This is a genomic window from Lentilactobacillus sunkii DSM 19904 (assembly GCF_001435575.1).
Classification (GTDB): Bacteria; Bacillota; Bacilli; order Lactobacillales; family Lactobacillaceae; genus Lentilactobacillus; species Lentilactobacillus sunkii.
Genome location: NZ_AZEA01000027.1, coordinates 1 through 26,664 on the forward strand (window position 1 = coordinate 1; position 26,664 = coordinate 26,664).

Sequence of the window (26,664 nt, forward strand, 5' to 3'; positions counted from 1 at the left end):
AATTCATCATAAGCTTAGTCTGTTTCGGCTATATAGCAGTCGAGCGAGGTCAATGATGAACTTGTTCATCGTTGGCCTTTCTTTTTTATACATTACCAAGTAGGCTAGGCGTTTCACGCCGTCGGGGGTTGGGCTGCAGGAGCACATTTCGACAGACGACCGTAGACTGAGGAACTGAGACAAAGGAAGAGATGTTTTTATCCTGGACTCGTTTTTGCTCTCTAATATTATTCGGATTAAACATGTGATAAATGGCAGACTTACGTCAATTAAAAAGATGAGCCAATAATTCCCGGTTTTGGAATAATTGGCTCATCTTTTTAAACTCCGGGATTAAAACGATGACCGGATCAATTTAATGTGAGTTTTAAAAATTATTGAGAGTACTTTCTCTAAATGAAGTGTTTGATCGGCCAAGACCATTGATCAACTGATAAAGATAACTATCACCGAAGTCTTGTGGGAAGTACATATTACCAGTGATATGTTTATCAATATAGGCGTTGTATTGTTCTTGACTCCATGTTGACATTTCCTTGAGATGTTTTGCGTAATTATCAGGTACTTTAAACCCTTTGGCAGTCAGTTCCGCTTTAAAACGTGGGCGGAAATAATCGTAGATTTCCGTTATTACTTTTAAACGGAACATAGGGTCTGCGTCATTACCTTCTTTGGTTGTTAAATTATCATCAATGTCTGAAGGTGTTGAGTCGAAATCTTGGACGACATCTGCTAAGTCCTTTTCATTGTTTATTTCATTCATAAGCTTTCGCATATTCTTTGCGTTGACAGTTTTCCAAGGGGCTCGCCATTGATAATTTTGATAAGCTTCTCCAGGCTTTACCTTACTTAAATCAGAAATAATGTGTGAACGTTCATTTTTAGGAACACTATTCGTTAGCTGATATAGGAATTGAATATCTGCTTTTGGTTGAGCCAGACTTCGCTTGTGATAAAGGTTCTTATGCCATGTCCACCCTTCCAGCTCTTTCTTTTCATCAGGAAGACCAGAATTGGCGCCATCTATTTGTGGAATGGATGTTCCGACTGCATAGTAAATTGCCTTTTTGCCTGATGGTGTCCGGACCAGGGCTTTTTCCCATGTACCAAACCATGTGTTTTTTTGACGATATTTATTATGAACAGTGGTTTTAAACTTTTGACTAAGAATATTGCCTTTCACGTGATATTGCTGCGGTTCTAAAGCGTATGTTTTTAAAATCTTGTAATGGACGGCAGCATGGGCAGTAGTTGGCTTGGCAATTACGAAAGCCCCCAACGCTAGTGCCGCGAATAATAGATGCTTTACCTTCATAAAACCCCTCCAATGATATTTGATAGTTTTATTATAGTGCAATAGTTGAAAACTGATGAAAGAAATCTGAGATAGAATCCATATTAAATAATCATGGTGATACGTTTACCCTTGAAGGTGTTCTCATTAATTGGCTTTGCAATCACCGTCAAGCCCTTAATAGCGGACAAGCGACAATCATGGGCTGGAAGCCTAAAAACGGGAACATTACGATAAAAAATATTTAGAAAATTGCCAATGCTCTCCATAATTAATCAATGATTTCATTCGGTTCTATAATTTCTGTCATCACTAATAGATTAAAGGCTATTATCAACAACAGATATTGTAAAATCCTTTTATATACGTTAGGGATTCCAAGTAGGCTAGACGTGTTTCACACGGTCGTCGAGGCTGTAAGAAAACATTTTGATTAGATAGAAGTTGCCTTCTTTTTTTACATCTCCCCATTATTTTGGTAGATTAACAATAGAACTATAAATATGTGGAGATATATAAATAATATAGAATGTCAGGGGGGATTCCATGTTTAACTTAACTCAACCAGAAATTATTATTCGCTTAGTTGCCGCCATCTTTGTTGGTGGGATCATCGGGTTTGAACGGGAGCGTAAATCACGGCCTGCGGGAATGAAGACTCATATTTTGGTCTGTATTGGTGCTTGTATTATTGCATTGATCCAGTGTCAATTAACCAGTATGACCGTCGATTACAACTTCGCCCATCCAAAAATTGTTGGGGCTTTGTCAGCGGATACCGCCCGATTAACCGCTCAAGTTGTTTCTGGGATTGGTTTCTTAGGTGCCGGAACGATTATTATGACTAACAAAACGGTTAAAGGGTTAACCACTGCCGCCAGCATCTGGTCCGTTGCCGGTTTGGGACTGGCTTTAGGTTATGGCTATTATTTGATTGCCGCATTTGGTACTGCAATAATTTTCTTCTCATTAACGGCGTTGGCTTATTTGATTCCAATGGGCAACATTAACCGATTGGAAATTAAACTGAATGAACATCAAACAACAAAGTTTATCAAACAAGTGCTCAAGAAATTCCATATTGATATTGAGAATACCGATGTCACGATTAAGCGTGACGAGGATGGCAGCCGAAATTATACGATCATGTATACGTTGGAAGTTCCTCGAAAAGTAGATACCAGCGAACTGGTTTTTGAATTATCCGACAATGAGCAGGTGGATTATGTGCGACTGTTGGAATAACTGGTAATTTCATCGTTCAAAAAAGTGCTCACCTAAAAGGGGTGGGCACTAATTGTCTTCGGTAAAATGGCTAATTATCTAATTATTTTGTTGGAAAATTCGTGGATGTCCCAAGCTGAAGCGGTCAAAATATTTTATGATTATAATCTTTCTTGATATAATTCAAATGTGATGTAAGAGATAACGTATTCATTAAGCTTAGGGGAGGGAGAATACTATGAAAATCCAACAAATGATTATTGGAACGTTGGCGGCTGGTTTTGGGATGATGCTGTTTGCCAGTCAGCAAGCCGACGCAGCTAAAAAAGTCAAAATTACATCCAATGTCAAGATTACATCGGTGGATGTAGCAGGACGAGATGTTGTGATAACTGGAAAGAATAAAATTTATAATAAGGCTGGTGTTTTGAAACACGCAAAGCAGGTAACCTCCAGCAAAAGATTAAAACAACTCAAAAATTCCAACCGATCGAAGGATTTCTTCAACGTTTATCGAATGGCTGTTACCAACAAACACCAGGTTTACTACAAGGTTGTTTCATTCGAGACTAAATGGCGGGGTTGGATTTATGGTGGTCGTACCAAAGCGGCTTATAACGGTGGCTTGAAAAAGGTCCAAACGACTCAAAATGTCGATCTTTCACAAGATGTTCAAAATGCCCGATTTAAGTTAAGCAATCCGGGAACTGCCGGAGTAGATAACACATGGACGAATATTCCGTGGACAAAATACAAGGCAGCTATTAATACGAAGGATTCAACACCATACGCCAATGATCAGTTGCGAGTGATCGATGCAAAAAAAGTAACTCGCCAATACTACAACACTTTCTATTACGTAGTGGATGATGCTCACCCTGAATTCAACGGCTGGATCAACCAGAGTGCATTAACCAAAATTACTGATCCTGCCCCGGATAAAGTTGTCACCAATACAGTAACAAATACGGTTACCAACACAATTACCAAAACAGTTAAAGTTCCGGCGAAAAACGAACTGACGATCAATTATATTGTTCACTCAAAAGTTAAAACCCCTCAACCCGGTGCTGCGGATGCTGTTTTAAAAGCATACCAGAAAGCCTATGCGGATGTATTGAGTCAACTCACACAAAATCCGGATACCGCTTCAACCAAACTGGATGCATTAGGCAGTGGCCAGCAAATTGATGTCAATGATACAACCCCACAATATTTTGCGGATATTTATGCTTCGTTTGATAAAGACAAAAATGTTGTGAATATTGATTTGAATTGGAAACTGATGCCAGTGATTAATGCGACCGATAGGATACTTCAAAGCAACCAAGTATTTGATCCTAGAGCTGGTGTGACAGCAACTGATGCGTTGGGAAATGATGCAACAAATCGCATAGTTATTACTGAAAACAACGTTAATACTAAAGTCCCAGGGATTTATCATGTAACCTATGAAATTAATTCAGATGGGATGACTGTAGACAAGAGGATCCAAGTAACTGTGAATAAATAATTAAGTATCGTTAATGCAATGTGGTTTCATAATGATCTTACTGTTGGATAATTTCGATGGCGAGATCATTTTAATTTCTTCAACGCTGTCACTTTCTAACAGGATCATTGATTATTAGTAATGTGCCCATAGATATAAACGGATATGTACGCGGGTAATTTGGGCAGCAAAGTTAAAGCATATCAAATAATATGAAATCTCCCCTTTAGATGAAATGGCAGCGGCCATAATTATCCAAAGGGGTTTTTTTGCGCTTACTTTGCTCAGTTCTACTCACAAGCAAATGATCAGAAATCAGAGCAATCTTATTATCAGTAATGCATGGAATCACGGTTGTTAAATTTATGAAAGCAACCGGCATGCTCGTTTGTGAATGAAAGGGCTTCCAATCAGTTCTATTCATGGTACACTTAAGGTGCTTAATTGTTTTTTGATATATCGAAAATCAAGGAGGAATGTGCATCATGTCAGATACGAATCCAAAGTATCGATCACTTTTTGAACCTGTCACGTTGCCCAACGGGATTCAGTTGAAGAATCGATTTTCACTCAATCCAATTACCTTAAATGCCTCGACTTCGGAAGGGTATGTCACCGATGATGATATTGCCTATGCCAAGCGGCGTTCGAATACGGCACCGCTTCAAGTCACAACTGCTACATACATTGAAGAGTATGCTCAATTGTTTGAATACGGTCCAAGTATTCGTAACGATACGTATATTGAAGGCTTGAGTCGGCTTGCGTCCGCCATGAAACAAAATGGTGCCAAAGCGATTGTTCAACTGACCCATGCCGGTAGATTTGCCAGAATTACTTTAAAGGATTTCGGTGTGGTCTATGGACCAAGTCCTATGCATTTGATGTCGCCGGTTGAACATAACGTGCTGGAAATGAGCAAACGCAAGATTCACCATGTGATTCAGCAATATGCAGATGCCACAAGAAGAGCAATTCAGGCAGGATTTGACGGTGTTGAGATTTCAAATGCCCAGCGCCTGCTTCCGCAACAATTTTTCTCAACCTTTTCCAACCATCGAACTGATGAGTATGGCCCACAGTCAGTTGAAAACCGGGCACGTTTTGGGGTTGAAGTGATGCAGGCTGTTCAAAAAGTTGTTGACGAAGAACACGCTGAAAACTTCATCATCGGATTCCGTGGAACCCCTGAAGAGACTCGGGGAGATTCCGTTGGCTATACGGTGGATGAATTCAATGAGTATTTTGACCGTCTGTTGGATGTGGCCAACGTCCAATACTTTGCCATCGCAAGCTGGGGCCACGATATTTTCAGAGAAAAGGTTCGTGCCGGCAAGCACAAGGGTGAACTCATCAATGACATGGTTCACAACCATATGAAAGGAAAGGTTCCGGTGATTGCCACAGGTGGTATCAATTCCGCTGATAAAGCACTTGAGGCTTCACAACATGCCGACATGGTGGGGGCTTCCTCGATGTTTATCACCGAACCGGACTTTGTCGAAAAGCTGCAAAACGGCCATGAAGACCAAATTGATTTGTCATTAACCAAAGAAAAATGGGATGACTTGAAGATTCCCCAAAGCGCTTTTAAAGACATCGTGGAATTCATGGACTTTGGCGGTTCATTATCCAAGCAGACCCGTGACGAGATCCGTTCTGAAACCAAACAGACGGATGTTGATTACTTTAATAAATACCAATAATAGAGAGGACATTCTAATATGAAAAAACGTGGAGATTATTTATTTGTTGAAAAAGACAACGATGTATACACAGTATCTTTGACCCCAGAGCTTCAAGACGACATTGGCACCGTGGGTTATGTTGAATTCAAGGACGAAGACAATGTCAAAAAGGGTGATGCTTTGGCAAAGCTTGAGGCATCAAAGACCGTCTTGGACATTCCGGCTCCTATCGGTGGCAAGGTGGTTGAAAAGAACACCAAGTTGGAAAATGATCCAAAGCTTCTCAACTCTCCTGATGACAAACAGAACTGGTTGGTTAAATTATCCGAGGTTGATGAATCAGCCTTCGACCAATTGAAGAATGCTTAATGATTGGAATTTAAATTAAGGAGCTGCGAAAACGTGGAACAAGTTGAACGTCGCCAATTCTTAATCAAATATATGCAGCACGAACGATATGAATTAGCCAGAGTCAGGCCTGAAGAAATGCCCAGTGACGAAACTGGTCAAAAACGGCTGCTACGCAAATTGTTTAATTTAAGGCAGCCGGATTCTGCCAGTGATGAATTTGTCAGGATTCAGGATGACTATTTGAATGAAGTGAATCATACTGAACCGTTCTTGGGAAAATCAGACTTGCCACAAGTCAAGCCAAAAATTTATTTGTGGCAGGGTGACATTACGCGGTTGAAGGTTGATGCAATCGTTAACCCGGCTAACTCACGAATGCTGGGCTGCTTTGTGCCCAACCATGGCTGTTTGGATAATCTGATCCATACCAAAGCCGGCATTCAGTTGCGACTGGCCGATCAAAAAATCATGCGGGGAAAGTCTCCAGAAGCAACGGGGAAGGCCAAGATTACCCCCGGCTTTAATTTGCCGGCCAAGTATGTGATTCATACGGTTGGCCCTGTGATCATTCATCAAGTAACGCCATTGAGACGTGATTTATTGGCAGATTCCTATCGGTCATGCATGCAGCTGGCTGAAGCAAAAGGACTTCATGAAATTGCGTTCTGCTGTATCTCAACCGGAGAATTTCGATTCCCACATCCGGACGCGGCAAAAATTGCCGTTAAGACGGTTACGGATTATTTGAAGGAACATCCGGATGCACCGGACGTCATTTTTGCGGTCTATTCTCCTGAAGATTTGGCGTTATATAAGCAGGAGTTGGGGGTAGATAAGTAATGGAAAAAATAAGTCCACTTTGGAAAGTTGAAGACTCCGACAGTCAGGCCGATACACTGCGATCATTAATTGATCAGGCTGATGCGACAGTGATTGGTGTCGGTGCGGGGATGCCCGCAGCGGATGGCTTCAGTTATGTCGGCCCTCGATTTGAGGACAACTTTGCCGATTTTATTGAAAAGTATCATTTCTATGACATGCTTCAGGCATTTTTGGCAAAGTTTGAAGACTGGTCCGAGTATTGGGCCTTTGAAAGCCGATTTGTCCTATTAAATGGGATTGATCAACCTGAGGGGAAACTGTACCATCATTTTCAACAATTTCTGGAAAACAACCATTATGAGTACACAATTTTGAATACCAATGGGGACAACACCTTGGAAAAAGCTCACTTCGATAAGGACCGAGTTTTTAATTATCAAGGGCAGTTCTCCAGAATGCAATGCTCGAAGTTTTGTACACCGTTCACCTATCGGGATGACGATTTGATTCGAAAAATGGTTCGTGATCAGAGAAATATGCGGGTACCTGAAGACTTGATTCCTAGATGTCCAAACTGTGGCGCACCGCTTGAAGTTAACAAGCGAACCGACCAGGGGATGGTCGAAGACGCAGAGTGGCATCGGGAAGAGAAAAACTATCATGACTTTTTGGATAAGTGGAATGGTAAGAAAGTCTTGAATCTCGAAATTGGCGTTGGTCACACGACACCATGGATTATTCGAGAACCATTCTGGAAGATGACCAAAGAAAGCCCGGATGCAATGTATGTCATGGTTAATCAAAAAGATTATCTGATTCCGGATTATTTGGATGGTCAAAAAGTTCGGTTGAATGGTGATATTGCTCAAGTTGTCGGTCAATTATAGGGGGATATAACATTATGTATGTTGTTGAATTAGAACGTGACGGCAAACGCATTTATGATGGCGCGCTGGCATTGGCAAGCCAAGTTTATTGTATGCAAAACTTGTTTTTGGATGAGCCAATTTTATTCCCTTACAATTGTGATCCAAAGATCGAAATTGGGGAATTTCAAAACGCCCGTCAGGAAATAAATCAGGAGTATGTTGACGAACACAAGATTCAAGTTGTTCGCCGAGATACTGGTGGCGGTTCGGTTTACTGCGATCGTCACGGAATCAATTTCTGCTTCTTAGCGGATGCTGCAACCCCGGATTTGTATGGCAACTTTGCTAAAATGTACGCGCCAGCCATCAAGGCGTTGAAGAAACTCGGCGTTAAAAACATCGAAGACAGTGGCCGAAATGATCTGACCATTGACGGCAAGAAGGTTTCCGGTGGTGCGATGGCAATTGTCGGTGATCGAATTTACGGTGGCTTCTCACTTTTGCTTGATATCGACTATGACGCAATGGTTCGATCATTAACTCCTAACGAAAAGAAGCTGATTTCAAAAGGGATTCAGTCTGTTAAGGCAAGGGTGACCGACATTCGCAGTCACCTTGCTCCCAAGTATCAAAACGTGACACCGGAGGAATTTATGTCCCTCATGACGCAAGAAATGGTTGGTGCCCGCAGTGATGATGAAATTAAATACCATGATTTGACTGACGATGATTGGAAGAAAATCGATGCGTTGGCAGCCAAGAAATACAAGAACTGGGACTGGAACTTCGGGGCTGCTCCTGAATATAAGTATGAATACGACATGCATTTGGACGCCGTTGGAACCGTTGAAATCTATGTCGATATCGAAAAAGGGCGGGTAAAAGCCTGCAAGATCTATGGTGATTTCTTCGGTAAAGGTGATTTGTCCGAATTAACCAATCGTTTGGTAGGGACTAGAATGCGTGAGGACGATTTGATGGATGCTTTAAAGGACGTTGATCTGGACGTCTATATCAAGGGCCTTCATGCAGATCAACTGGTTGACCTCATGCTGGGCAAGATGCAGAGTAAAGTTAAAGCGCATTAATTCATTTAAAAATTCCTTTCAGATAGTTTGGCTTTGACTATGAATATCTGAAGGGGATTTTTTTGTTTCTATTTAGTTTCAATGGGGAATGATCATAACCTGACAGTTAGAAAACTTCAGAAACATATAATCACCTATGCCAATTATTAGTAAGGTACTCATAATCATAACTATCAAGTCATAAAAATACCTTTTTAAAAACAACCTTGCTACAATTATATTGTAAAGTGGCCGTGGCACTAACAACATAATAAGGGGGAGACGGATATGTCCGATCAGACTGGAAGACTCAGCCTAACTCGAGCAGTTCGATGGCTGGTGACGTTCGTCGCAGCGTTTATATTTGGGGGATTATTGATACATCAATCAGCAATTGAGGCTGCAGATAATGAAGTAACCTACACGTTACATTCAATGGATATTAATGGAAATCATATTCACTCATCATTTAATAACAAGCAAGTTATGGTACCAATCTCAAAATATGATACTTTGGACGTGTCAAAAGAAGTACCACTGACCTTTAATAATGGTCGATATGTTCTCAAAGGATATCATACTGATAATAAATCTGAGCAGCACATCATGTATTATGAGGAACTCAATCAGAAAACCGACTCGGAAAAGCTTAAACGATTAGCTGATCTAAATGTATACAATCCACATCGGGCGGCAGATGATAAAGAAGTTAATGTTTACTTTGCTTACCAAGACACCCAAAATCCATTACCGGAAACAATTAAATTAACACCGGATGCACTTCAACGTGAAGCGGGCAAAATTAAGATTTTTTACACCGATGTTAATGGGAAAGAATTGAAGCCATCGATCAAGTATGATTTTGATAAAGTACCAGATCCTGATAGTTCATTTCAAATGGAATTCGATGGCTATCGATATATTGCGGCTGTGATCCGTAATCCCAAGCCTTATGGAACTTACGTTTATTCAGACTCCAAAATGTATGCAAATATGGAGACAAATGTTGACGACTTGTTATTCCAGGCAATTCTACAACCAAACTACATGCGAGGAATTGCAATGCGTCCGAAACAGCATGCATCAGGATCAACAGCAACTTTCGTCTACGAAAAATATGCCGCTAATCTGACCATTGAATACCTCGATGAATCAGGAAAAGCAATGGCGGACCATCCTGCTCAAACCAAACAACTTCCACTGAATACTGGATATTCAGAAGAAGCACCAGAAATTGCCGGCTACACGGTCGTTGGCGATAAGAAGGTCGCTGGCAAAATTAGTGATGACACTAAGATTACCTTTAAATACAAGAAGAACACTGTGCCGCCGACTCCAAACAACAATAAGGGATCAAATAGCACAATTACTCCAGCAACCAATTCAAGTTCAAACACCGGACAATCAACTAATGCGACAAACAACCAAATGCCCACACCAAGAACCTTACCTGACGGAACGCAGCTGCCAAACTATGCCGCCACTGAGGGCACGGTCGTATACGCTACTAAGGCGATCTACATGTACAAGCACGCCAATTTCAAGAAGAACCAGCGGATTGCCAAATATCCAAAGGCCAAACGAGTTAACCGCCCAATGTTCGTGGTGACTGATTATGCTCGTTCAAATGGTGGAGCACTTCGTTACAAAGTCAAAGATGTCAACCATCACAGCAAGACTGCCGGTAAAGTCGGCTATATCACAGCCAACCGGAAGTCAGTGGAAAAAGTTTATTACGCATCAATGCCGAAGAACAAGAAAATGACTGTGATTTCCAAGAAGGGTGTCAATGTATATAAGAATGCCAACTTAACCAAGAAAGTGAAGAACTACAAGACCGGTTCCCATTTGAAGGTCAAGAAGATCGTTAAGCACAACTTGACCACCCGTTATGAATTAAGCAACGGTTATTACATGACCGCCAATAAAAAATTAGTGATTCATGGCATTTACTGAGAATTGATCAGAGATATGATGAAGTAGACTCCAAAACAACCCCAAGTGAATTTTGGGGTTGTTTTTTGGCGCGGTCAGATATGTCTGTAACCCATTTTTGAGCTGAAAAAAGGCAGCTTAAAGTCATGAACAGTTGTTCATGAAATTGGAAATTATCGAAACTAACGATGAATGAATTACAATATTACTCATAATCAGCACGGCCATATGTATATCGTACTTATTTCGATAACAAAATCCGTCGAGTTTTAACCATAATTTTGAATTCCTGATAAGATTACATCATAAGAGACCGCAAATTGTACTATCGAGGGGGATTCAGATACACTTATTTAAACCATTAAATCCGGTTGTACCAGAACACTTCAACAGGCATTGGTGTGCGCAACTATTGATCAATTTATTGATATGGTGTTTCATCAATAAGTCGGTCAAAGCTAGATTATCAAAAATAATTGTTCCCATAACTATAGTCAAGAAATTTACAATTTTGTGTGATTTGAAATGGCGAGATTTTTGCAGATGTATTTTTGGCAATTCTAAGCAATGTTATAACATGTGATCGAGACTTTATACTGAATCAAGCGAAATATTCATTTCATAACATAAAAACTGGGAGAAATGTTTCCCAATAAACTATAGTTTTGTGAATAATTAGGACCGACAATCTTTAATTGTGAACTTTTTGTGCCCTTTTTTTAAATGGCATGTTGCGCATGTAATGCATGGTATAATGGCTTCTATTCAACGCGTGGGGGAGACGTTATGAAGAAAATTAAAGTTAGAAAAATTGGAAATTCCCTAGGAGTTATCCTTCCAAGAACAACTGGAATTCACGAAGGTGATGAATTGCATTTAATGAAAAAAGGGGAATGGCTGATTTTAGATATGTCGGAGGCTAACATTAATCGAGCGAGAGCAATTATTCAAAAAGGGTTTGATGATTTTAAGTATAATCGGACCTTGACAGAGGATGAAATGGCTAGCTTATTGGGAAAGTACGGGTGGCACAAATGAAGATGCTGACCCAGGTATTATATTCAAAGTCCTTTTATGAATCGCTGGTTTCTGCAATTGATGATTGTGAACGCCGAAATGCAAGCCACGAGAGTATCGAACAATTCGTGGCTGAATTCAACAGCACAATTAATGGCTTGAGGGATGCTTTTAACAGTGTTGAAGTAGTCCCTAATGCATTCGAAAAATTATCAGACACTTATCATCTTTGTGAACCTATTAGAAAGATTAGTGTGAATAGCCAATTTACAATTCTGTACCGATATGATTCAGATCAGGATCTGGTTCAGATAGGTCCATTTGTTGACAAGGATCAAATCCATTTACAAATTGGGCAGGTTGAAGAATAATACGTGATGCCGAAAATACAAAGAACCCAATAAATCTTTACAGATGATTGACGACCACGACGGGCTGTTGGTTGTTGATTAATTCAAATGTTAAAGTACCAATCAATTTATGATTGGTACTCTTTTTGTTTTACCCGTAATAATTTCGAATTCTCTGGGAGATATAGAAGTATTATTGGAATTTATCCGCAAAAAGTTGGTTGAAATCCACGAAATTCTTTGACTTAGAGCATAGCATTGATGGCTTGAATTAAAAATTGTGACCAACAATCAAAAAGTATCGCGATAAATAAATATTTCAAAAAAATTTTCCACTGATCATGATGTACATAAACAACATAAAATAACATTTTATAAATAGTTAACTATAACAGATTATTTGTAAGCAAATTCTTATGGATGTACAGGATAAAAGTATTCCACAGTAATTCATCATGCTTTTTACTGTTAACATTGCCTATTTAACAGCATTATCAGGACGTTATGTTATAACATTTTTAAAAGGTTACAGTATCAAATTGTTGAATAATATAATTACTAATGCATTATTTGCCAATTTATTATGCTGATGATATAATCATTCGGTAATTAAAAGATGCAGCTTAATTAAATCTAAATTGTTATCAGAACTGTTATTAAGATATGCATTTTATTATCGGAGGGGTGGTTTTCGTGAACGAAAAGATTAAGTTCGGTTTAAGAAGTATTGGGAAATGGCTGGGCATTTTTGCAGTTATTATCTCAATATTTATTGGTATCGGGTTTCAGGCACAAAGCGCCAAGGCAGTTGATATCAGTACCAGCGTCACGGGTTTGGGACCAAATGACGGGTATTATAGTAAAAATGGGAGTACCAATTGGGAAGCAATTAGCAACATGGATCCCTCTGTAATTGCAAACTGGCAGAAATATGAAAACTATGCTATCAAATACAATTACACGGTTCCAGCTGGAGTTGTTGTGAACGCGGGTGATACTGCGAAGCTCACTTTACCATCCGGAACCACATTCCATGACGCCCAGAATTTTGATTTGATTTCCACGGACAAAGATGGCCATCAAACCGTTGTTGGGAAGTTCACTGCCGACAGTGGATCAACTTCCGGCACGATCACTTTCAATGATTATTACAGTAAGCATATCAACGATCGTGGTGGAACAATCAGTTTCCAAGTTAATGGGTCAAAGGATGACACCAAGCCTGACGGTTATATTGGTAAAAATGGTTATACTTTCAGCGGACCATTCAAAGGGACAGATTATCCTCAGACTGCTGATGGTCGAAATCAATATATGATGTGGGATGCCAAGGTTAACGCTGATAAAAGGCAGATTAATAATGCCGTTATTACCGACACCCTGCTTAACACTGACAACCAAAAAATCGTGTTGGATCCCATAACCATGAAGCCTGTTATTCAAATTAAAGATGATAGCGGCAATGTTATCCCTGACACAGATTACACGATTACATATTCAGCCAGTGATCCTGCCAAGTTTACAATTCAGTGGATTGGTGTTTTAGATAAAACAATCAATATCAACTATCTAAGCAAGATTACGAATCAAAATTATTTGCAAAATGGTTCTGAACTACAACTCAATAATGATATGAGGCTCCAAGGAACTACTAAAGATGGTGGTAGTGGTGGCGACGGAAATAACGTTGTTATCGATAAGACCAGTCACTCGAAAAATACAATTGGTGGTAAGGGAACTGGTCATGGGACACAGTTTAGTATTAATGTCACCAAGAAATGGCAGGGTGTACCAACTGATGGCAAACTTCCAGCAAGTGTCAAGGTGACATTATACGCACTTCATGAAGGATCGAAGGAACCAGTTTCAACTGGGAAGTCAATCATATTAAACGAAGCAAATGGCTGGAAAGGATCGTTCACAGACCTCTGGACGCTTGATTCAAGTGATAAGAAAATTGAGTATTCTGTGGTAGAAGACCCAGTCTCCAATTACAAATCCACTACAAGTTCACATTTGCTTGACGATAAAACCAACAACGTCACGGTTACTAACACGTACGTTGCGCCAGCAACCACTTCAATTAAGGTTAACAAGGTCTGGACTGGTGTTCCTAGTGGCGTGAAAACACCATCAGTGACGGCAACGTTATATCAAACTGTCAGTTCAAACGGCAAAGATGTTACAACGTCAACCGGAAAGACGCTGGAGCTTAATCAAGATAATCAATACGCAGGCAGCTTCACAGATTTACCTGAAAAGGATAATTCCGGTAATACAATTAAATACAGTGTTAAGGAATCAGCAGTTCCTGGATATAAATCCACTGACAGCGACCAAACACCTGATAAGAACGGATCAGTGACATTCACAAATCAATTTATTCCGGAGAAGATTCAAGTTGTAAAGACTTGGCAAGGTGTTCCGGATAGTGAAAAGGCCAACATCCCATCAATCACGGCTGTCTTATATAAGACGGTTAAAGAAGATGGCAAGGATGTTACCACGTCAACTGGGAAAACGGTTGAGTTGAATAAAGCAAACAACTGGACTTCAGAATTTACTGATTTGCCTCAAACCGATGATCAGGGAAACAAAATCACGTATTCTGTATCAGAAAAGGTGGTTCCGTCTGGGTATACATCTACCTCAGGCAAACAGACACCTGATAAAAATGGTGTTGTAACTTTAGTCAATAAATACAATGTTCATAAGACTTCCGTTACAGTCAACAAGGTTTGGCAGGGAGTCCCAGATGGGGTAAAAACACCTTCAGTTACCGTCACTTTATATGCAGATGGCAAATCAACCGGTAAAAAGATAACCTTGGATAGTCAGAACGGTTATTCAGCCAGATTTGATAATCTTCCCGAAACCGATGATAACGGTAAAACAATTAAATATACCGTTGTCGAAGAGAAAGTTGATGGTTACAAGGCGGCTGACAATGATCAAGTAACGGTTGTTGGCGGCAAAGTGACATTGACTAACCATTACATTCCAAAGCAGACCAAGATTACCGTTAAGAAAGCTTGGAAAGGTCTTCCTAAGAATGTCGACAAGAAGAAGTTATCCATTCAAGCCGTTTTGTATGCGAATGGTAAAGCAACCAACAAGATAGTTACTTTGAATTCAGCCAATAACTGGACGGCCGAGTTTACGGATCTTCCTGAGACGGACAGTCAGGGTAAGGCGATTAAGTATACTGTTGCAGAGAAGTCTGTTCCAAATGGCTATACAACAACCACTTCTGGCCAACAACCCGTTAAAGATGGTGTCGTCACATTGGTAAATGAGTATGTTGCTCATAAGACTTCCGTTACAGTCAATAAAGTTTGGCAGGGAGTTCCTGAAGGGATCCAAACACCTTCAATCACCGTCACTCTTTACGCAAATGGTGAGGCAACCAAACAAACAATCATCTTGGATAGTCAGAACGGCTATTCAGGAAAATTTGATAACTTACCCGAAACGGACGCAAATGGTCAGGCTATTAAATATACTGTTGTTGAAACACAAGTGAGTGGTTATACATCTGCCAATAGTGGGCAGATCAAAGTGGTTGATGGCAAAGTGACATTGACCAACCACTATATTCCAAAGCAGACTAAGATTACCGTTAAAAAGATTTGGAAAGGTGTCCCTTCTTCAGATACCAGCAATCGCAGTATTGAGGCAGTCTTGTATGCCAACGGTAAAGCAACTGCGAAGACCGTTACGTTAAATGAAGCGAATAACTGGACTGCAGAGTTTACAGGTTTACCGGAAACCGATAATCAAGGAAAGCCAATTGTGTATACAGTTGCCGAAAAATCGGTTCCAGCGGGATATACAACCACAACTTCTGGTTTGCAGCCGGTCAAAGACGGTGTTGTTACCTTGGTTAATGAATATGTTCCGAATAAGACTTCAGTAACTGTGAACAAAATCTGGCAAGGGGTTCCAAAGGGCACCGCAACACCTGCAATTACGGTCACATTGTATGCAAATGGAAAAGCAACCGATAAGACAATAACCTTGAATAGTCAAAACGGGTATTTGGGAAGATTTGAGAACCTGCCTGAAACTGATGATCTGGGTAATAAGATCACATATACAGTTGTCGAAACCGCAGTCGACGGATACTCTTCAACAACTACCGGTCAACAGATTGTCAAAGGTGGTCTGGTTACCTTGGTAAATGTGTTTGTACCAAAAAGGACTTCGATCAAAGTTGTCAAGGAATGGTCTGGAGTTCCAAAAGGGACTGTTGCGCCAAGTATCACGGCAACCTTGTATGCAAACGGCAAGGCGACTGGCCAAGTCGTTACGTTGGACTCAAGTAACGATTACACAGCAGTCTTTGACAATTTGCCACAAACCGATGCAGACGGGAACCCGATTATTTATACCGTTGCCGAAACAAAAATTCCAGATGGATATACATCTTCTACTATCGGACAGCAGTCAGTCGAAGATGGGGTGGTTATCTTGAAGAATAAGCACACACCAGTAACTCCTGTTACACCTGTCACACCTGTGACGCCAAATGTGCCAGGAAAGCCTAGTGTGATAACGCCAGACACTCATACGACTTCTGAGGGTGCCGAGATCGTCAAGACGCCTGTAACGCCTGTTCAAGCAGTGCAATCAAGGCAACCAACCACCACAGCCAAAGCAGGTACGCCTCAAACCACAACCGCCGCTAAAGGGAAATTGCCACAAACTGGTGACAAAGTTAAGCAGGAAATTGCATTAACGGTCATCGGCATGTTGCTAATTGGGTTACTAGGTGCTTGGAAATATATTGGATTGATTAAAAAATAAAGTAAAATGAATGGTCAGTTCATTGATCGAAATAATTGAAAAAGACGAATTCAGCAACCGCAAATGGTCGCTGAATTCGTCTTTTTGTACTTCACTAAATATTTTGAAATTAAAGGCTGGAGTTGTTTCCAATGTCTGTTATGACAGGTATTACCCCCGAACCAATAATTCCATTTGGCCCTTTTGTGGGGCGAAGTTAACCCCCAATAACGGCTCGTCTAGGATCTTGCCGTACTCGTCCAACACATCAAGTGGCAGTGGTGTATGTAACTTGAGTGAGGAGATGACTTCTTCTGGGGTGTCGGCTTCATCAAGGTTGATAAACAAGTTGATTTTGCTGACAACGTCCCGATATAAATCGGTCAAAATAGAGTTCGGCTTCCCGGCAACGTCGGTAATGACGACCTGAGCAGGGTCAAAGCCGAAATGGTTGAACCTCACCATTTTTAATACATCGAACAAATTATTCATTACCTTCAAGTCCCTTCAGAATGGATCGTTTAGATATAAGTTTAGACGTAATAGTGTATAAATGGCAAGAATTATTTCCTTTGGATTGCCATTGTATACAAAAAGAGGGAAGTGCGACAAAAGACGTTTTTGCTTCCGTAGCATAACCTAGGATATTTTTTTGAGCTGTAAGCTCGGAAAGTTATCCTAGGTTATGCATAGGAGGCAGTCTTTCGGCACACGTTATGGCTATATAACAGGAGAAATTCAAAGGGGCTGTGAACAAAACATTTGTTTTGCCACAGCCCCTCCTTATCATTAATCAGAATCGGTGATAAAAAGAATTAGTCACCATTCATAATTGAGTTTTTAACAATCACATAATCAACTTTGGTAATATCGTTCAGCTTACGGCCACCAGCATATGAGATGGATGACTGAAGGTCTTGTTCCATTTCGTTCAAAGTGTCGGCAATGTGGCCACGGTAAGGAACCAACATTTGACGGCCTTCAACGTTACGGTAGGCACCTTTTTGACGTTCTGAAGCGGAACCCCAGTATTGCTTGTATTTCTTGCCGTCAATGGTGATCATGTTACCTGGTGTTTCCTCATGGCCGGCAAATAATGAACCGATCATGACCATTGAAGCACCGAAACGAATTGACTTGGCAATATCGCCGTTGTAACGGATTCCACCGTCAGCGATCATTGGTTTTCTTGCAGCCTTTGAGCACAAACGCAATGCGGCTAATTGCCAGCCACCGGTACCAAAACCGGTCTTGAGCTTAGTGATGCAGGCCTTACCAGGTCCGACACCAATTTTAGTGGCATCAGCACCGGCGTTTTCGATTTCACGAACGGCTTCCGGTGTTCCCAGGTTTCCGGCGATCAAGAAGCTGTCTGGTAATTGTTCCTTAATATAGTGGATCATTTGAATAACATAGTCTGAGTGGCCATGGGCAACATCAATGGTGATGTATTCAGGCTTCTCGTTGTCTGCTACCAATTGGTCGATGAATTCATATTCTTCCGGCTTGATTCCAACACTGATGGAAGCGTAAAGGTCTTTTGAATGCATCATTTTGATGAATCCTTCACGCTTTTCTGGTTGGAATCTGTGCATGATGTAGAAGTAATCGTTTTGAGCCAGCCAAACGGCCAGGTCATCATCGATCACTGTTTCCATGTTAGCAGGGACAACGGGGATCTTAAATGTCTTAGGTCCGAATTTTACTGAAGTATCAGCTTCACTCCGGCTCTTGATAATGTTCTTGTTAGGGATGAGTTGAATGTCTTCGTAATCAAATACTTCCATGATTTACCTCCGAGGTTTTAGGACAAGTTCGTCAGGAATGCTACAGTTTCTAACTGCCTGACTCTGCTTACGACTTTAGGACAGCTCTGCAAGGCAGAACTCTGCTCATAAGCACCTTTAACAAAATTCCAAATACAGGAATTTCGTTAAAGGAGACTTATGATCCGACGGCCATGAAATGCCTAGCCTACTTGGCGAGTTCTAACCGCCTTGCTGCGCTCACTGGTTTAGGACAGCTCCGCAAAGCAGAAGTTTGCGCATAAGTTCCTTTAACAAAAATTCCAAATGCAGGAATTTCTGTTAAAGGAGACTTATCCTCCAACTTCTAATCGCTTTGCTGCGCTCACTGCTTTTTACCATACTTTTTCAACGACGTTAGTCTGCTCTCTGTCAGGACCGACTGAGAAGGTTGCGTAAGGGACACCGACTGCTTTTTGGACATGGTTCAAATAGTTCTGAGCGTTGGCTGGCAATTCATCAAATGTCTTGCACTTGGTGATGTCTTCATCCCAGCCTGGCAGCTCGTCATAAACGGGCTTGCATTGATTGAGTTCTTTTAAAGTTGCTGGATAATGGTCAATCTTTTGACCATTTAATTCATAAGCAACACAAATCTTTAGAGTTTTAATACCGGTTAAAATATCCAGACAGTTCAATGCCAGATGGGTATATCCGCTGACTCGGGCCGAGTGGCGAAGAACAACACTGTCAAACCAGCCGATTCGGCGGGGACGTTTGGTTACGACGCCGTATTCATGGCCGACTTCACGGATGTGATCACCGGTTGCGTTATTTAATTCAGTTGGGAAGGGTCCCTCGCCAACTCGTGAGGTGTAAGCCTTGCAGACACCGATCACGTGGTCAATTCGGTTGGGGCCGACTCCGGTACCGACAGCAGCACCGCCGGCACTTGGATTGGATGAGGTAACAAATGGGTAGGTACCATGATCAACATCCAGCATGACACCCTGTGCGCCTTCGAACAAAACATTCTTGTTATCGTCAAGTGCGTTGTTAATAATATAGGAAGCATCAATAACGTAAGGACGGATTCGATCGGCGTATTCGTTGTATTCATTGAAGATTGGTTCAAATTCTAGTGGTTCGTGGTCATAGATTTTAGTGAGCAGCTCATTCTTGATTGCCAGATTGCTTCGAAGCTTTTCTTCAAAAGTATCCTTATCAAGTAAATCGGCAATTCGAATTCCAATTCTCTCGACTTTATCCATGTATGCAGGCCCAATTCCCTTATTAGTAGTACCAATCTTGGAATCTTTCTTTTGTTCCTGCAAACCGTCGAAGAGAATGTGGTATGGCATGATAACCTGAGCACGGTTTGAAATTCTCAAGTTATCTGTACTAATCCCATCCTTTTTCAAATTGTCCATTTCGTTGATCAAGGATTTAGGGTTAACGACAACCCCGTTACCAATCACGCTATACTTTTCCTGATCGAAGATGCCTGATGGGATAAGTTGTAAATGGTAGCTGTTGCCGTTAAATACAATGGTGTGGCCGGCATTATCTCCGCCTTGATAGCGGGCAATAATATCAGCGCTTTGGCCGAAGAAATCGGTAATCTTACCTTTCCCTTCGTCGCCCCATTGACTTCCAACAATCACAATAGATGACATATGAACACCTCTAAATTTTATTGCCAGGAATCTACCCAGCATTTTTAATAATACCAACTTACATTGTATTAATCAACTAAAAGGTTAATAATTTTCAGAGGTAAAACGTTTAATATTCGACTTTGAATCCGAATACGAACGAAAGACAATTATTCTTCTCATAATATAGTCAAAACATGAACAATATGGTATTATTATCTTGTCATTATTTAGCAGAAAGGACTCGTTATGATAGATAGATATTCTTTACCAGAAATGAGTAACATTTGGTCACTCCAAAACCAATATGCTTCATGGCTCAAAGTTGAAATTGCCATTGATGAAGCTTGGTCCAAGCTTGGAAAGATTCCAGCAGAGGACGTTGAGAAGATTAAGAAGAATGCCAAGTTTGATGTTGATGGAATTGCTGAAATTGAGGCGGTTACTCATCATGATATCGTTGCCTTCACCCGTGACGTATCAAAGTCACTTGGTCCAGAGAAAAAATGGGTCCACTACGGTGTAACCAGTACTGATGTTGTTGATACTGCCTGGGGCGTTCGAATCAAGCAGGCCAATGAGATCATTCGAAAAGATATCGATGCATTTATTGATGTGATTGCCAAGCAAGCTAAAAAATACAAAGAAACAGTTATGATCGGCCGGACTCACGGGGTTCAAGCAGAACCAACCACATTTGGTTTGAAGCTTGCCCGTTGGTACTCCGAAATGAACCGGAACAAGCGCCGTTTTGCAACTGCCTCCAAAGAATTGGAAGCTGGTCAAATTTCCGGTGCCGTTGGGACTTTTGCTAACGTACCGCCATTTGTTGAACAATACGTTTGTGACTCACTTGGATTGCGTGCCCAAGAAATTACCAGTCAGATTTTACCACGAGATCTCCACGCTGACTACATTTCAACCTTGGCATTAATTGCAACCAGTCTTGAAGAGTTTGCCACTGAAATTCGTGGCCTTCAACGTTCTGAAATTCATGAAGTTGAGGAACACTTTGACGCTGGCCAAAAAGGATCATCCGCAATGCCACATAAAAAGAATCCGATTGGTTCAGAAAACATCTGTGGATTGGCCCGGGTTGTCCGTGGTCACATGGTCACTGCGTATGAAGACGTTGCTTTGTGGCATGAACGAGACATCTCTCATTCATCCGCAGAACGGATCATTATTCCAGATACATTGACTTTATTGGACTATATGCTTCACCGCTTCACACGAATTCTTGATCGCTTGACGGTCTTCCCAGAACGCATGAAGAGCAACATGGGTCTGACCTATGGCTTGATTTACAGTCAACGGGTTATGCTTAAGCTGATCGATTCAGGAATGACTCGTGAGCAGGCCTATGACTTGGTTCAACCATTGACCAAACAATCATGGGATAAAGGTATTCAATTCCGTGACCTGGTTGAAGGCGACAAGAAGATTACCGATGCTTTGAGTGAAGATCAGATCAACGACGCATTTGATTACCATTATCATATTCGTCATGTTGGTGAGATTTTTGCGCGAATTGGATTAGATTAGATAAAATTACTTTAGAATATAACTAAAACGACCTCCTCAAACGGGCATGCAGTCTGAGGAGGTCGTTTTTTTCGTGTTGAGATTTGGTCAGGGTAGAAATACCAATCGGTTATCGCCATAGTCATTCCATTTATCAGCGATCTGACTCAATGGGAAAGTTGTAACTGGAACGGCAATCTTTCCGTCTGTGATCATTTTAAGTAGGGCAGGCATGTCGTTTGCCAGGTTGGCCGCCGTGAATGAACCAAAGCCACTGCCAATTAAATGAAAGTCCATACTTCTGAACAGGCTGCCTTTTAGTGGGGCGGTTTGGCCAGCCATTGACCCGATTTGAACCCAAGTCAGTGAATGCTGGGGATCTTTTCGTTGGGCAATCATATCGGTGATCATGGTTGCGGCGATGTCGCCCCAAAGGTAATCCAAAACGACGTCAACGTCGCCGATTTGGGCCAAGTCGTTTTTTAAATTCTCATCGTTGTCGGTCAGCTTGATGGTTGAGGTGACCCCAAATTGACCTAATTTAGCCAGCTTTTCAGGATTTCTCCCGACACCGATTACTTCGGATGCCCCAAAGCCAATGCTGATGGGGATGGCGAGTTGACCTGAAGCGCCGGTCGCTCCCAATACCAAGACACGTTTGCCCCGGACTTTGTCTTCGCCTAAGCGTTCTTTGATGGCCATAAAGGAAGACATTGCTGGATTGGCAGTTGCTGCAACCACTGCTGGATCAGCCGTGTTATCAATTGGGAACAATGCTCGCCGGTTGACGACAGCCTTTTCTGCCAATGTGCCATAGACGTTGCTGCCGGAATTGAAATAGAAATGTTCGCCGTCAGAAGTTTCGCCAACTGCGTCAACTCCTGGAACAATTGGTAAAGTGCTGGTTGCCGAATAATGAGTCCCGTTGGCTCTGGCACGGGCCAAACGGCTGACGGCTGCCGCTAAAATGTGTAGTTCAACTTCACCGTCTTTGACCTCTGGATCGGGGAATTCGCCATATTCCGGGCCTCGCGTAAAATCATTGATAATTGCTGCTTTCATGTGTTTACTCCTTATTTTTTAAAGTATTAATGTGTGACTGAAAGATATCTTGGAACGTGGCTTTATTTTGATTGAAGGAACGGTCATTTGCAACGATGTTGACTTTAAATTTCATCAATGTGCCAGGCAGGCATCCAATAGTTTTTCTTAGATCGAAAATCCGCATACACATAAGTCTCCAATGTGTGCACACTTTGGATAGGATGCAGTTTTCATTTTTGTCCTTATGCTATATTTAACTTAATATGTAATGCACAAGTTTCCTAAAACGAATCACTGGATAGTAATTGAAGAATTTAGGGAAATCAGTCAGATACAGGAAGGCATGGTGGATATGGATAAGGTAAAAAAACAAAGATGGGTTGTGGGGCTTATATTTATAGCCGGGGCGATTACCTGGTTTGCGGTTGGCATGGGCTGGTTGAACTTTAAAATCAGTATGACAACGATTATTTTGACAATTGTTTTAGCAATTATTCTGTTGTCATCGCTGGTGAATTTCAATATTCCCGCATCGGTCTTTTCGTTGGCATTTTTAGCAATGCTGTACGCCGGACCCTTGGGGATCACCAACTTAGTTCCATGGACCATTCTGGGAATTGCATTGCTGGTCTCTATGGGTCTCATGATTATTTTTGCGCCTCAGGTTAAACAATATCATTTAAGTGACTGGCAAAAATCCATCAAGAATTCCTTCACTGGGAATACCACATCTGACGATGACTCAAAACAAGATTCAAGTAATCAATCACATCCGGTTATTGACGCAAAAATGGGCGGTGTTGTACGATCCGTTAAATCAGATGATTTTCAGCAGGCTGACATTAAGGGCTCCATGTCGAGTACTAAGGTGGACTTTGATCAAGCACTGATTCAAGGTGACAGTGCCACAATCAATTTTGATGTTTACATGTGTGAAGTCCAGGTCTTGATTCCTAAAGACTGGAAGATCATCAATGAAGTTCGGCAAAATATGGGTAATGTCACATTCTTTAACGATGATGCGCCACATGGGGGACCGGTGGTTAGATTGACCGGTAAAATGAATCTGGGCAGCCTGGAAGTTCGGTATATCGAAAAGTAATAGCATGACGGGCAGTTAGGGACTCTACCTGGATTTCAGTGGAGTGGTTATATTTCTCCGTGCCTTCCCGTGTCCAAGAACCGAACCGTGTCGCCGACGATTTCATAAATTAACAGCCAACTGCCTTTGATGAATAATGCCCGTTGTGGCTTGCGGCTTTTAATGACGTGGTCATCGTACTTTTCTGCGACTGGCATGCCGCTCAACAATTGGTGTTCGACTGCTTCAAAATCCGTTTTTGAGTAGCGGTTTGCCCGGATCATATTTTGATAGTGCTTTTTAAATCTGGACTGGTATTTAGCCTCGTATCTTGACATTGGCCGAGCTCCTTTCGCATTTGTTATTGATTAATTATACCCTTATGGGCCAATAATCGAACAAAGAAAAAAGGCCTGACGGGGGAGTCAGACCTTTCAGTTCAATATTCTGAGGGGAATATGAATTTGAAGCATACAGATAGTAAATCAATGGGGGATCAATTTACAATCCAAAGTTATTGGGGTGAGTAGAAATAAATCTCGTTTATTTCTTGCTCATGCTTATAATATACAAGACAAATATAAACAAAATTCGATGAAATCATGAAGATTTTGTGAATTTTAGTGAAATAAAAGCAAGGTAGAGGGGACTACCTTGCTTTTAATACCTATATCTTTTTTTGAGGGGGAGATAAGGTTTAAATCAAAATTGATTTTATCATTTCTGACAAATATGAGGTGAATAGTAAGTCGAAACTTCTATTCACATTGTATGATACATTAAATGTTTAAATAAAGTGTGAATAATTTGTGAATTTTTTGTGAACTTATTGTACCATTTTTGCCAAATTTGGGTAAAAAAAAGATAAGACACGGGGATGCCTTATCTCAAGTTACCTATATTCTTAGGGGAAGAATATGAATACAAAAGTAATAAATTAAAGGGGGATTTAATTTATTGCCACATAAAATGACGTATCACTTTATGTTTATGTATTTAATATATAGAATGAATGTGTCTAAAGTTTGAACAAATTGTGAAGATTTTGTGAACTTTTCGAAATTTGTCCGATAAATTCATTTGCATTACAATTAATGACAACACCAAACATCAAAAGGAGAATCTGTTATGAGCTTTATGGCTAGGCGATTTATCAAGAAATTCAGAGCTGAAGACTACAAGAAAAATGTTGCCCACAGCTTCTTGAAACCAAATCAGAAGATCAATATTTTCCGCCAAAATGAAAACGAATACAAAATTCGTCCGGTTAAAAATGGTCAGTTGGTGACCATTCAAACAGTGGCTAATCCGACCAGCCAGATCCTTTATTTTCATGGCGGGGCATTCACGGTTCCCATGAATGACGATCAGCTTGAGATGATTACCAAGATTGCTGTGGAATCCGACAGCCAAATTGAAGTGGCTGATTTTCCACTATTGCCAGGACATCAGGCTGATGAAATGCTCGAGTTTGCTCAAGAAGTGTTTGAGACTGTGATCGCTGCTGAATTACCAACCTTTATTGTTGCCGATTCTGCTGGTGCAAAGTTGGCATTGCAGGTGCTGGTTGATAATCCCGGAAAAGTTGCCGGAACCAGCTTTATTTCACCATGGCTGGACATGAAGCTAACCGATCCAGAAATTGTTAGTCGGGCAGGAGACGATATTTTACTGGATCTGCCAACGCTTCAAAAAATCGGCGGCTGGTTTGAAAGTGGGGCCACCCCTGATAAATGGGTTGATTTCACCGATCCCACACAACTAAGGGGTGTTGGCGAAATTCAAATATATTATGGTGCTAATGAAATGCTGGTACCTGCCAATCATCAATTCGTTGAAGCATTGACAGCAGCAGAGGGCGTCACACCCATTGTCACGGAATTCAAAGATGGCTGGCATGACTATACGTTGTGGTTCAAACTAGCGGAGACAAAAAAGACCTTTAAAGGAATTGCTGAATTCATTAAAGATCGACGTGGTGCTTAAGTTTTGGAAAGGCGTGAGTATCTGACCATTTCATCATCGAGCCTTGGAAGGTTAACGCAAAAATTGTTCCAAAACCGATGGCGTAAAGTTTTCCGGTTACCAGATAGGATGAAATGATGATCACGATTGGTGGAATGTAACTTAACCATTGTGAGATGACCGCGCTTCCGTGAATGTATTTGAAGCGGATGATATAAGCCAAGTCATCGTTGGGATGCATGATGAGGTTGGCGCGTGAGTACATGGAAACTGCCATTGCCACACAATAGAGGCCGATGATATCCAGGAGCAGACGAATATAAAAGTCTAACGCCGGAACCCCTAGCGAGTTAAAGATAAGTGTAAAAAAGGCCACCAGGTAACTGAACGGGACGGTAAACAGTAAGTTCGAGAAGAACCGTCGTCGGTCAAAGGACCCTAGTAGAAGTTGGTTGGACAGTGTCACAATGATTCCGTAGATGGCCAAGGTTGTTCCCAGAGGCACGTTGACCCATTTGGAAAGGTTAACCGCTGATCCGGTCCACACGGCACTTCCCAGGTTGGATGAGATGGCCAAAGCGTTTCCGGCTGAGTTAATAACGATTGACAGCCCCAAGTAGTAGAGGCGCTGTTTGAAATCTTTCATTTTAGCCATTCTGTAATTGAATTCTCCTTCAAAATAATGTCGAACTTCATTGTATAATAATTGGACTGATTTGAACATCTTTATTGAAGCGGGCTCCGAGGTCAAATTGA

General features: G+C 41.2%; 21 protein-coding genes. 14 read left to right on the forward strand and 7 right to left on the reverse strand.

Translation table 11 applies throughout. The annotated features are described in order from the left end of the window. Positions 1 to 367: 367 nt before the first annotated feature. On the reverse strand, positions 368 to 1,315 hold the full coding sequence (locus FD17_RS11295; RefSeq protein ID WP_057826280.1) for a hypothetical protein: 948 nt from the start codon (positions 1,313 to 1,315) through the stop codon (positions 368 to 370). A gap of 525 nt (positions 1,316 to 1,840) precedes the next feature. On the opposite strand from FD17_RS11295, the gene FD17_RS11300 reads away from it, so the two are divergent. The 11 genes from FD17_RS11300 to FD17_RS11350 all read left to right on the forward strand — a co-directional run bounded on the left by FD17_RS11300 (position 1,841) and on the right by FD17_RS11350 (position 16,915). Next, positions 1,841 to 2,539 (forward strand): MgtC/SapB family protein, encoded by a 699-nt coding sequence (locus FD17_RS11300; RefSeq protein ID WP_057826281.1) that lies wholly within the window; start codon positions 1,841 to 1,843, stop codon positions 2,537 to 2,539. Positions 2,540 to 2,756: 217 nt separating this feature from the next. Further along, positions 2,757 to 4,031, forward strand: a complete 1,275-nt coding sequence (locus tag FD17_RS11305) for an immunoglobulin-like domain-containing protein (RefSeq protein WP_057826282.1) — start codon at positions 2,757 to 2,759, stop codon at positions 4,029 to 4,031. A 464-nt stretch (positions 4,032 to 4,495) separates the two neighbouring features. Then, positions 4,496 to 5,716: an NADH-dependent flavin oxidoreductase gene (locus tag FD17_RS11310; protein WP_057826283.1), complete on the forward strand. Its 1,221-nt coding sequence runs from the start codon at positions 4,496 to 4,498 to the stop codon at positions 5,714 to 5,716. Between the two features lie 18 nt (positions 5,717 to 5,734). Beyond that, on the forward strand, positions 5,735 to 6,067 hold the full coding sequence (locus tag FD17_RS11315; protein WP_057826284.1) for a glycine cleavage system H family protein: 333 nt from the start codon (positions 5,735 to 5,737) through the stop codon (positions 6,065 to 6,067). A 33-nt stretch (positions 6,068 to 6,100) separates the two neighbouring features. Continuing rightward, entirely contained in the window at positions 6,101 to 6,889 is a 789-nt protein-coding gene (locus FD17_RS11320) for a protein-ADP-ribose hydrolase (protein WP_057826285.1), read from the forward strand. Continuing rightward, a complete protein-coding gene (locus FD17_RS11325) occupies positions 6,889 to 7,758 on the forward strand; it encodes an SIR2 family NAD-dependent protein deacylase (RefSeq protein ID WP_057826286.1) in 870 nt (289 codons plus the stop codon). The genes FD17_RS11320 and FD17_RS11325 overlap by 1 nt, the downstream gene beginning before the upstream one ends. Positions 7,759 to 7,772: 14 nt before the next feature. After that, complete coding sequence (locus tag FD17_RS11330; RefSeq protein WP_057826287.1) at positions 7,773 to 8,828, forward strand: lipoate--protein ligase; 1,056 nt, start codon at positions 7,773 to 7,775, stop codon at positions 8,826 to 8,828. Positions 8,829 to 9,095: 267 nt separating this feature from the next. Next, on the forward strand, positions 9,096 to 10,763 hold the full coding sequence (locus FD17_RS13210; RefSeq protein WP_057826288.1) for a DUF5776 domain-containing protein: 1,668 nt from the start codon (positions 9,096 to 9,098) through the stop codon (positions 10,761 to 10,763). 765 nt (positions 10,764 to 11,528) lie between these two features. Next, positions 11,529 to 11,780 carry an AbrB/MazE/SpoVT family DNA-binding domain-containing protein gene (locus FD17_RS11340; protein ID WP_057826289.1) on the forward strand — a complete coding sequence of 84 codons (252 nt, stop codon included), beginning with the start codon at positions 11,529 to 11,531 and terminating at the stop codon, positions 11,778 to 11,780. Further along, positions 11,777 to 12,130, forward strand: coding sequence for a hypothetical protein (locus FD17_RS11345; RefSeq protein WP_057826290.1), 354 nt, complete (start codon positions 11,777 to 11,779; stop codon positions 12,128 to 12,130). The genes FD17_RS11340 and FD17_RS11345 overlap by 4 nt, the downstream gene beginning before the upstream one ends. A 672-nt stretch (positions 12,131 to 12,802) precedes the next feature. Beyond that, a complete protein-coding gene (locus FD17_RS11350; RefSeq protein ID WP_057826291.1) occupies positions 12,803 to 16,915 on the forward strand; it encodes a Cna B-type domain-containing protein in 4,113 nt (1,370 codons plus the stop codon). Positions 16,916 to 17,065: 150 nt separating this feature from the next. On the opposite strand, the gene FD17_RS11355 is transcribed toward FD17_RS11350, so the two are convergent. The 3 genes from FD17_RS11355 to FD17_RS11365 form a co-directional block, all read right to left on the reverse strand. After that, positions 17,066 to 17,386, reverse strand: a complete 321-nt coding sequence (locus FD17_RS11355; RefSeq protein WP_057826292.1) for a hypothetical protein — start codon at positions 17,384 to 17,386, stop codon at positions 17,066 to 17,068. A gap of 323 nt (positions 17,387 to 17,709) precedes the next feature. Further along, positions 17,710 to 18,681: a GMP reductase gene (locus FD17_RS11360; RefSeq protein WP_057826293.1), complete on the reverse strand. Its 972-nt coding sequence runs from the start codon at positions 18,679 to 18,681 to the stop codon at positions 17,710 to 17,712. A gap of 353 nt (positions 18,682 to 19,034) precedes the next feature. Next, positions 19,035 to 20,315 carry an adenylosuccinate synthase gene (locus FD17_RS11365; protein ID WP_057826294.1) on the reverse strand — a complete coding sequence of 427 codons (1,281 nt, stop codon included), beginning with the start codon at positions 20,313 to 20,315 and terminating at the stop codon, positions 19,035 to 19,037. Positions 20,316 to 20,543: 228 nt separating this feature from the next. Between FD17_RS11365 and purB the strand changes: the two genes are divergently transcribed. Further along, positions 20,544 to 21,839 carry an adenylosuccinate lyase gene (purB, locus tag FD17_RS11370; protein WP_057826295.1) on the forward strand — a complete coding sequence of 432 codons (1,296 nt, stop codon included), beginning with the start codon at positions 20,544 to 20,546 and terminating at the stop codon, positions 21,837 to 21,839. A gap of 87 nt (positions 21,840 to 21,926) precedes the next feature. Here purB and FD17_RS11375 read toward each other — a convergent pair whose 3' ends face one another. Continuing rightward, positions 21,927 to 22,880: an MDR/zinc-dependent alcohol dehydrogenase-like family protein gene (locus FD17_RS11375; protein WP_057826296.1), complete on the reverse strand. Its 954-nt coding sequence runs from the start codon at positions 22,878 to 22,880 to the stop codon at positions 21,927 to 21,929. Between the two features lie 334 nt (positions 22,881 to 23,214). Here FD17_RS11375 and FD17_RS11380 point away from each other — a divergent pair, with 334 nt between their 5' ends. Next, entirely contained in the window at positions 23,215 to 23,964 is a 750-nt protein-coding gene (locus FD17_RS11380) for a LiaF domain-containing protein (protein ID WP_057826297.1), read from the forward strand. 47 nt (positions 23,965 to 24,011) lie between these two features. On the opposite strand, the gene FD17_RS11385 is transcribed toward FD17_RS11380, so the two are convergent. Then, on the reverse strand, positions 24,012 to 24,281 hold the full coding sequence (locus tag FD17_RS11385) for a type II toxin-antitoxin system YafQ family toxin (RefSeq protein WP_057826298.1): 270 nt from the start codon (positions 24,279 to 24,281) through the stop codon (positions 24,012 to 24,014). A 790-nt stretch (positions 24,282 to 25,071) separates the two neighbouring features. On the opposite strand from FD17_RS11385, the gene FD17_RS11390 reads away from it, so the two are divergent. After that, the gene (locus FD17_RS11390; protein ID WP_057826299.1) at positions 25,072 to 25,929 is read left to right on the forward strand and encodes an alpha/beta hydrolase fold domain-containing protein; all 858 of its coding nucleotides are present in this window, start codon (positions 25,072 to 25,074) and stop codon (positions 25,927 to 25,929) included. On the opposite strand, the gene FD17_RS11395 is transcribed toward FD17_RS11390, so the two are convergent. Then, positions 25,907 to 26,563, reverse strand: coding sequence for a DUF6198 family protein (locus FD17_RS11395; protein WP_057826310.1), 657 nt, complete (start codon positions 26,561 to 26,563; stop codon positions 25,907 to 25,909). The two genes, FD17_RS11390 and FD17_RS11395, sit on opposite strands and share 23 nt — an antisense overlap. Positions 26,564 to 26,664: the final 101 nt, after the last annotated feature.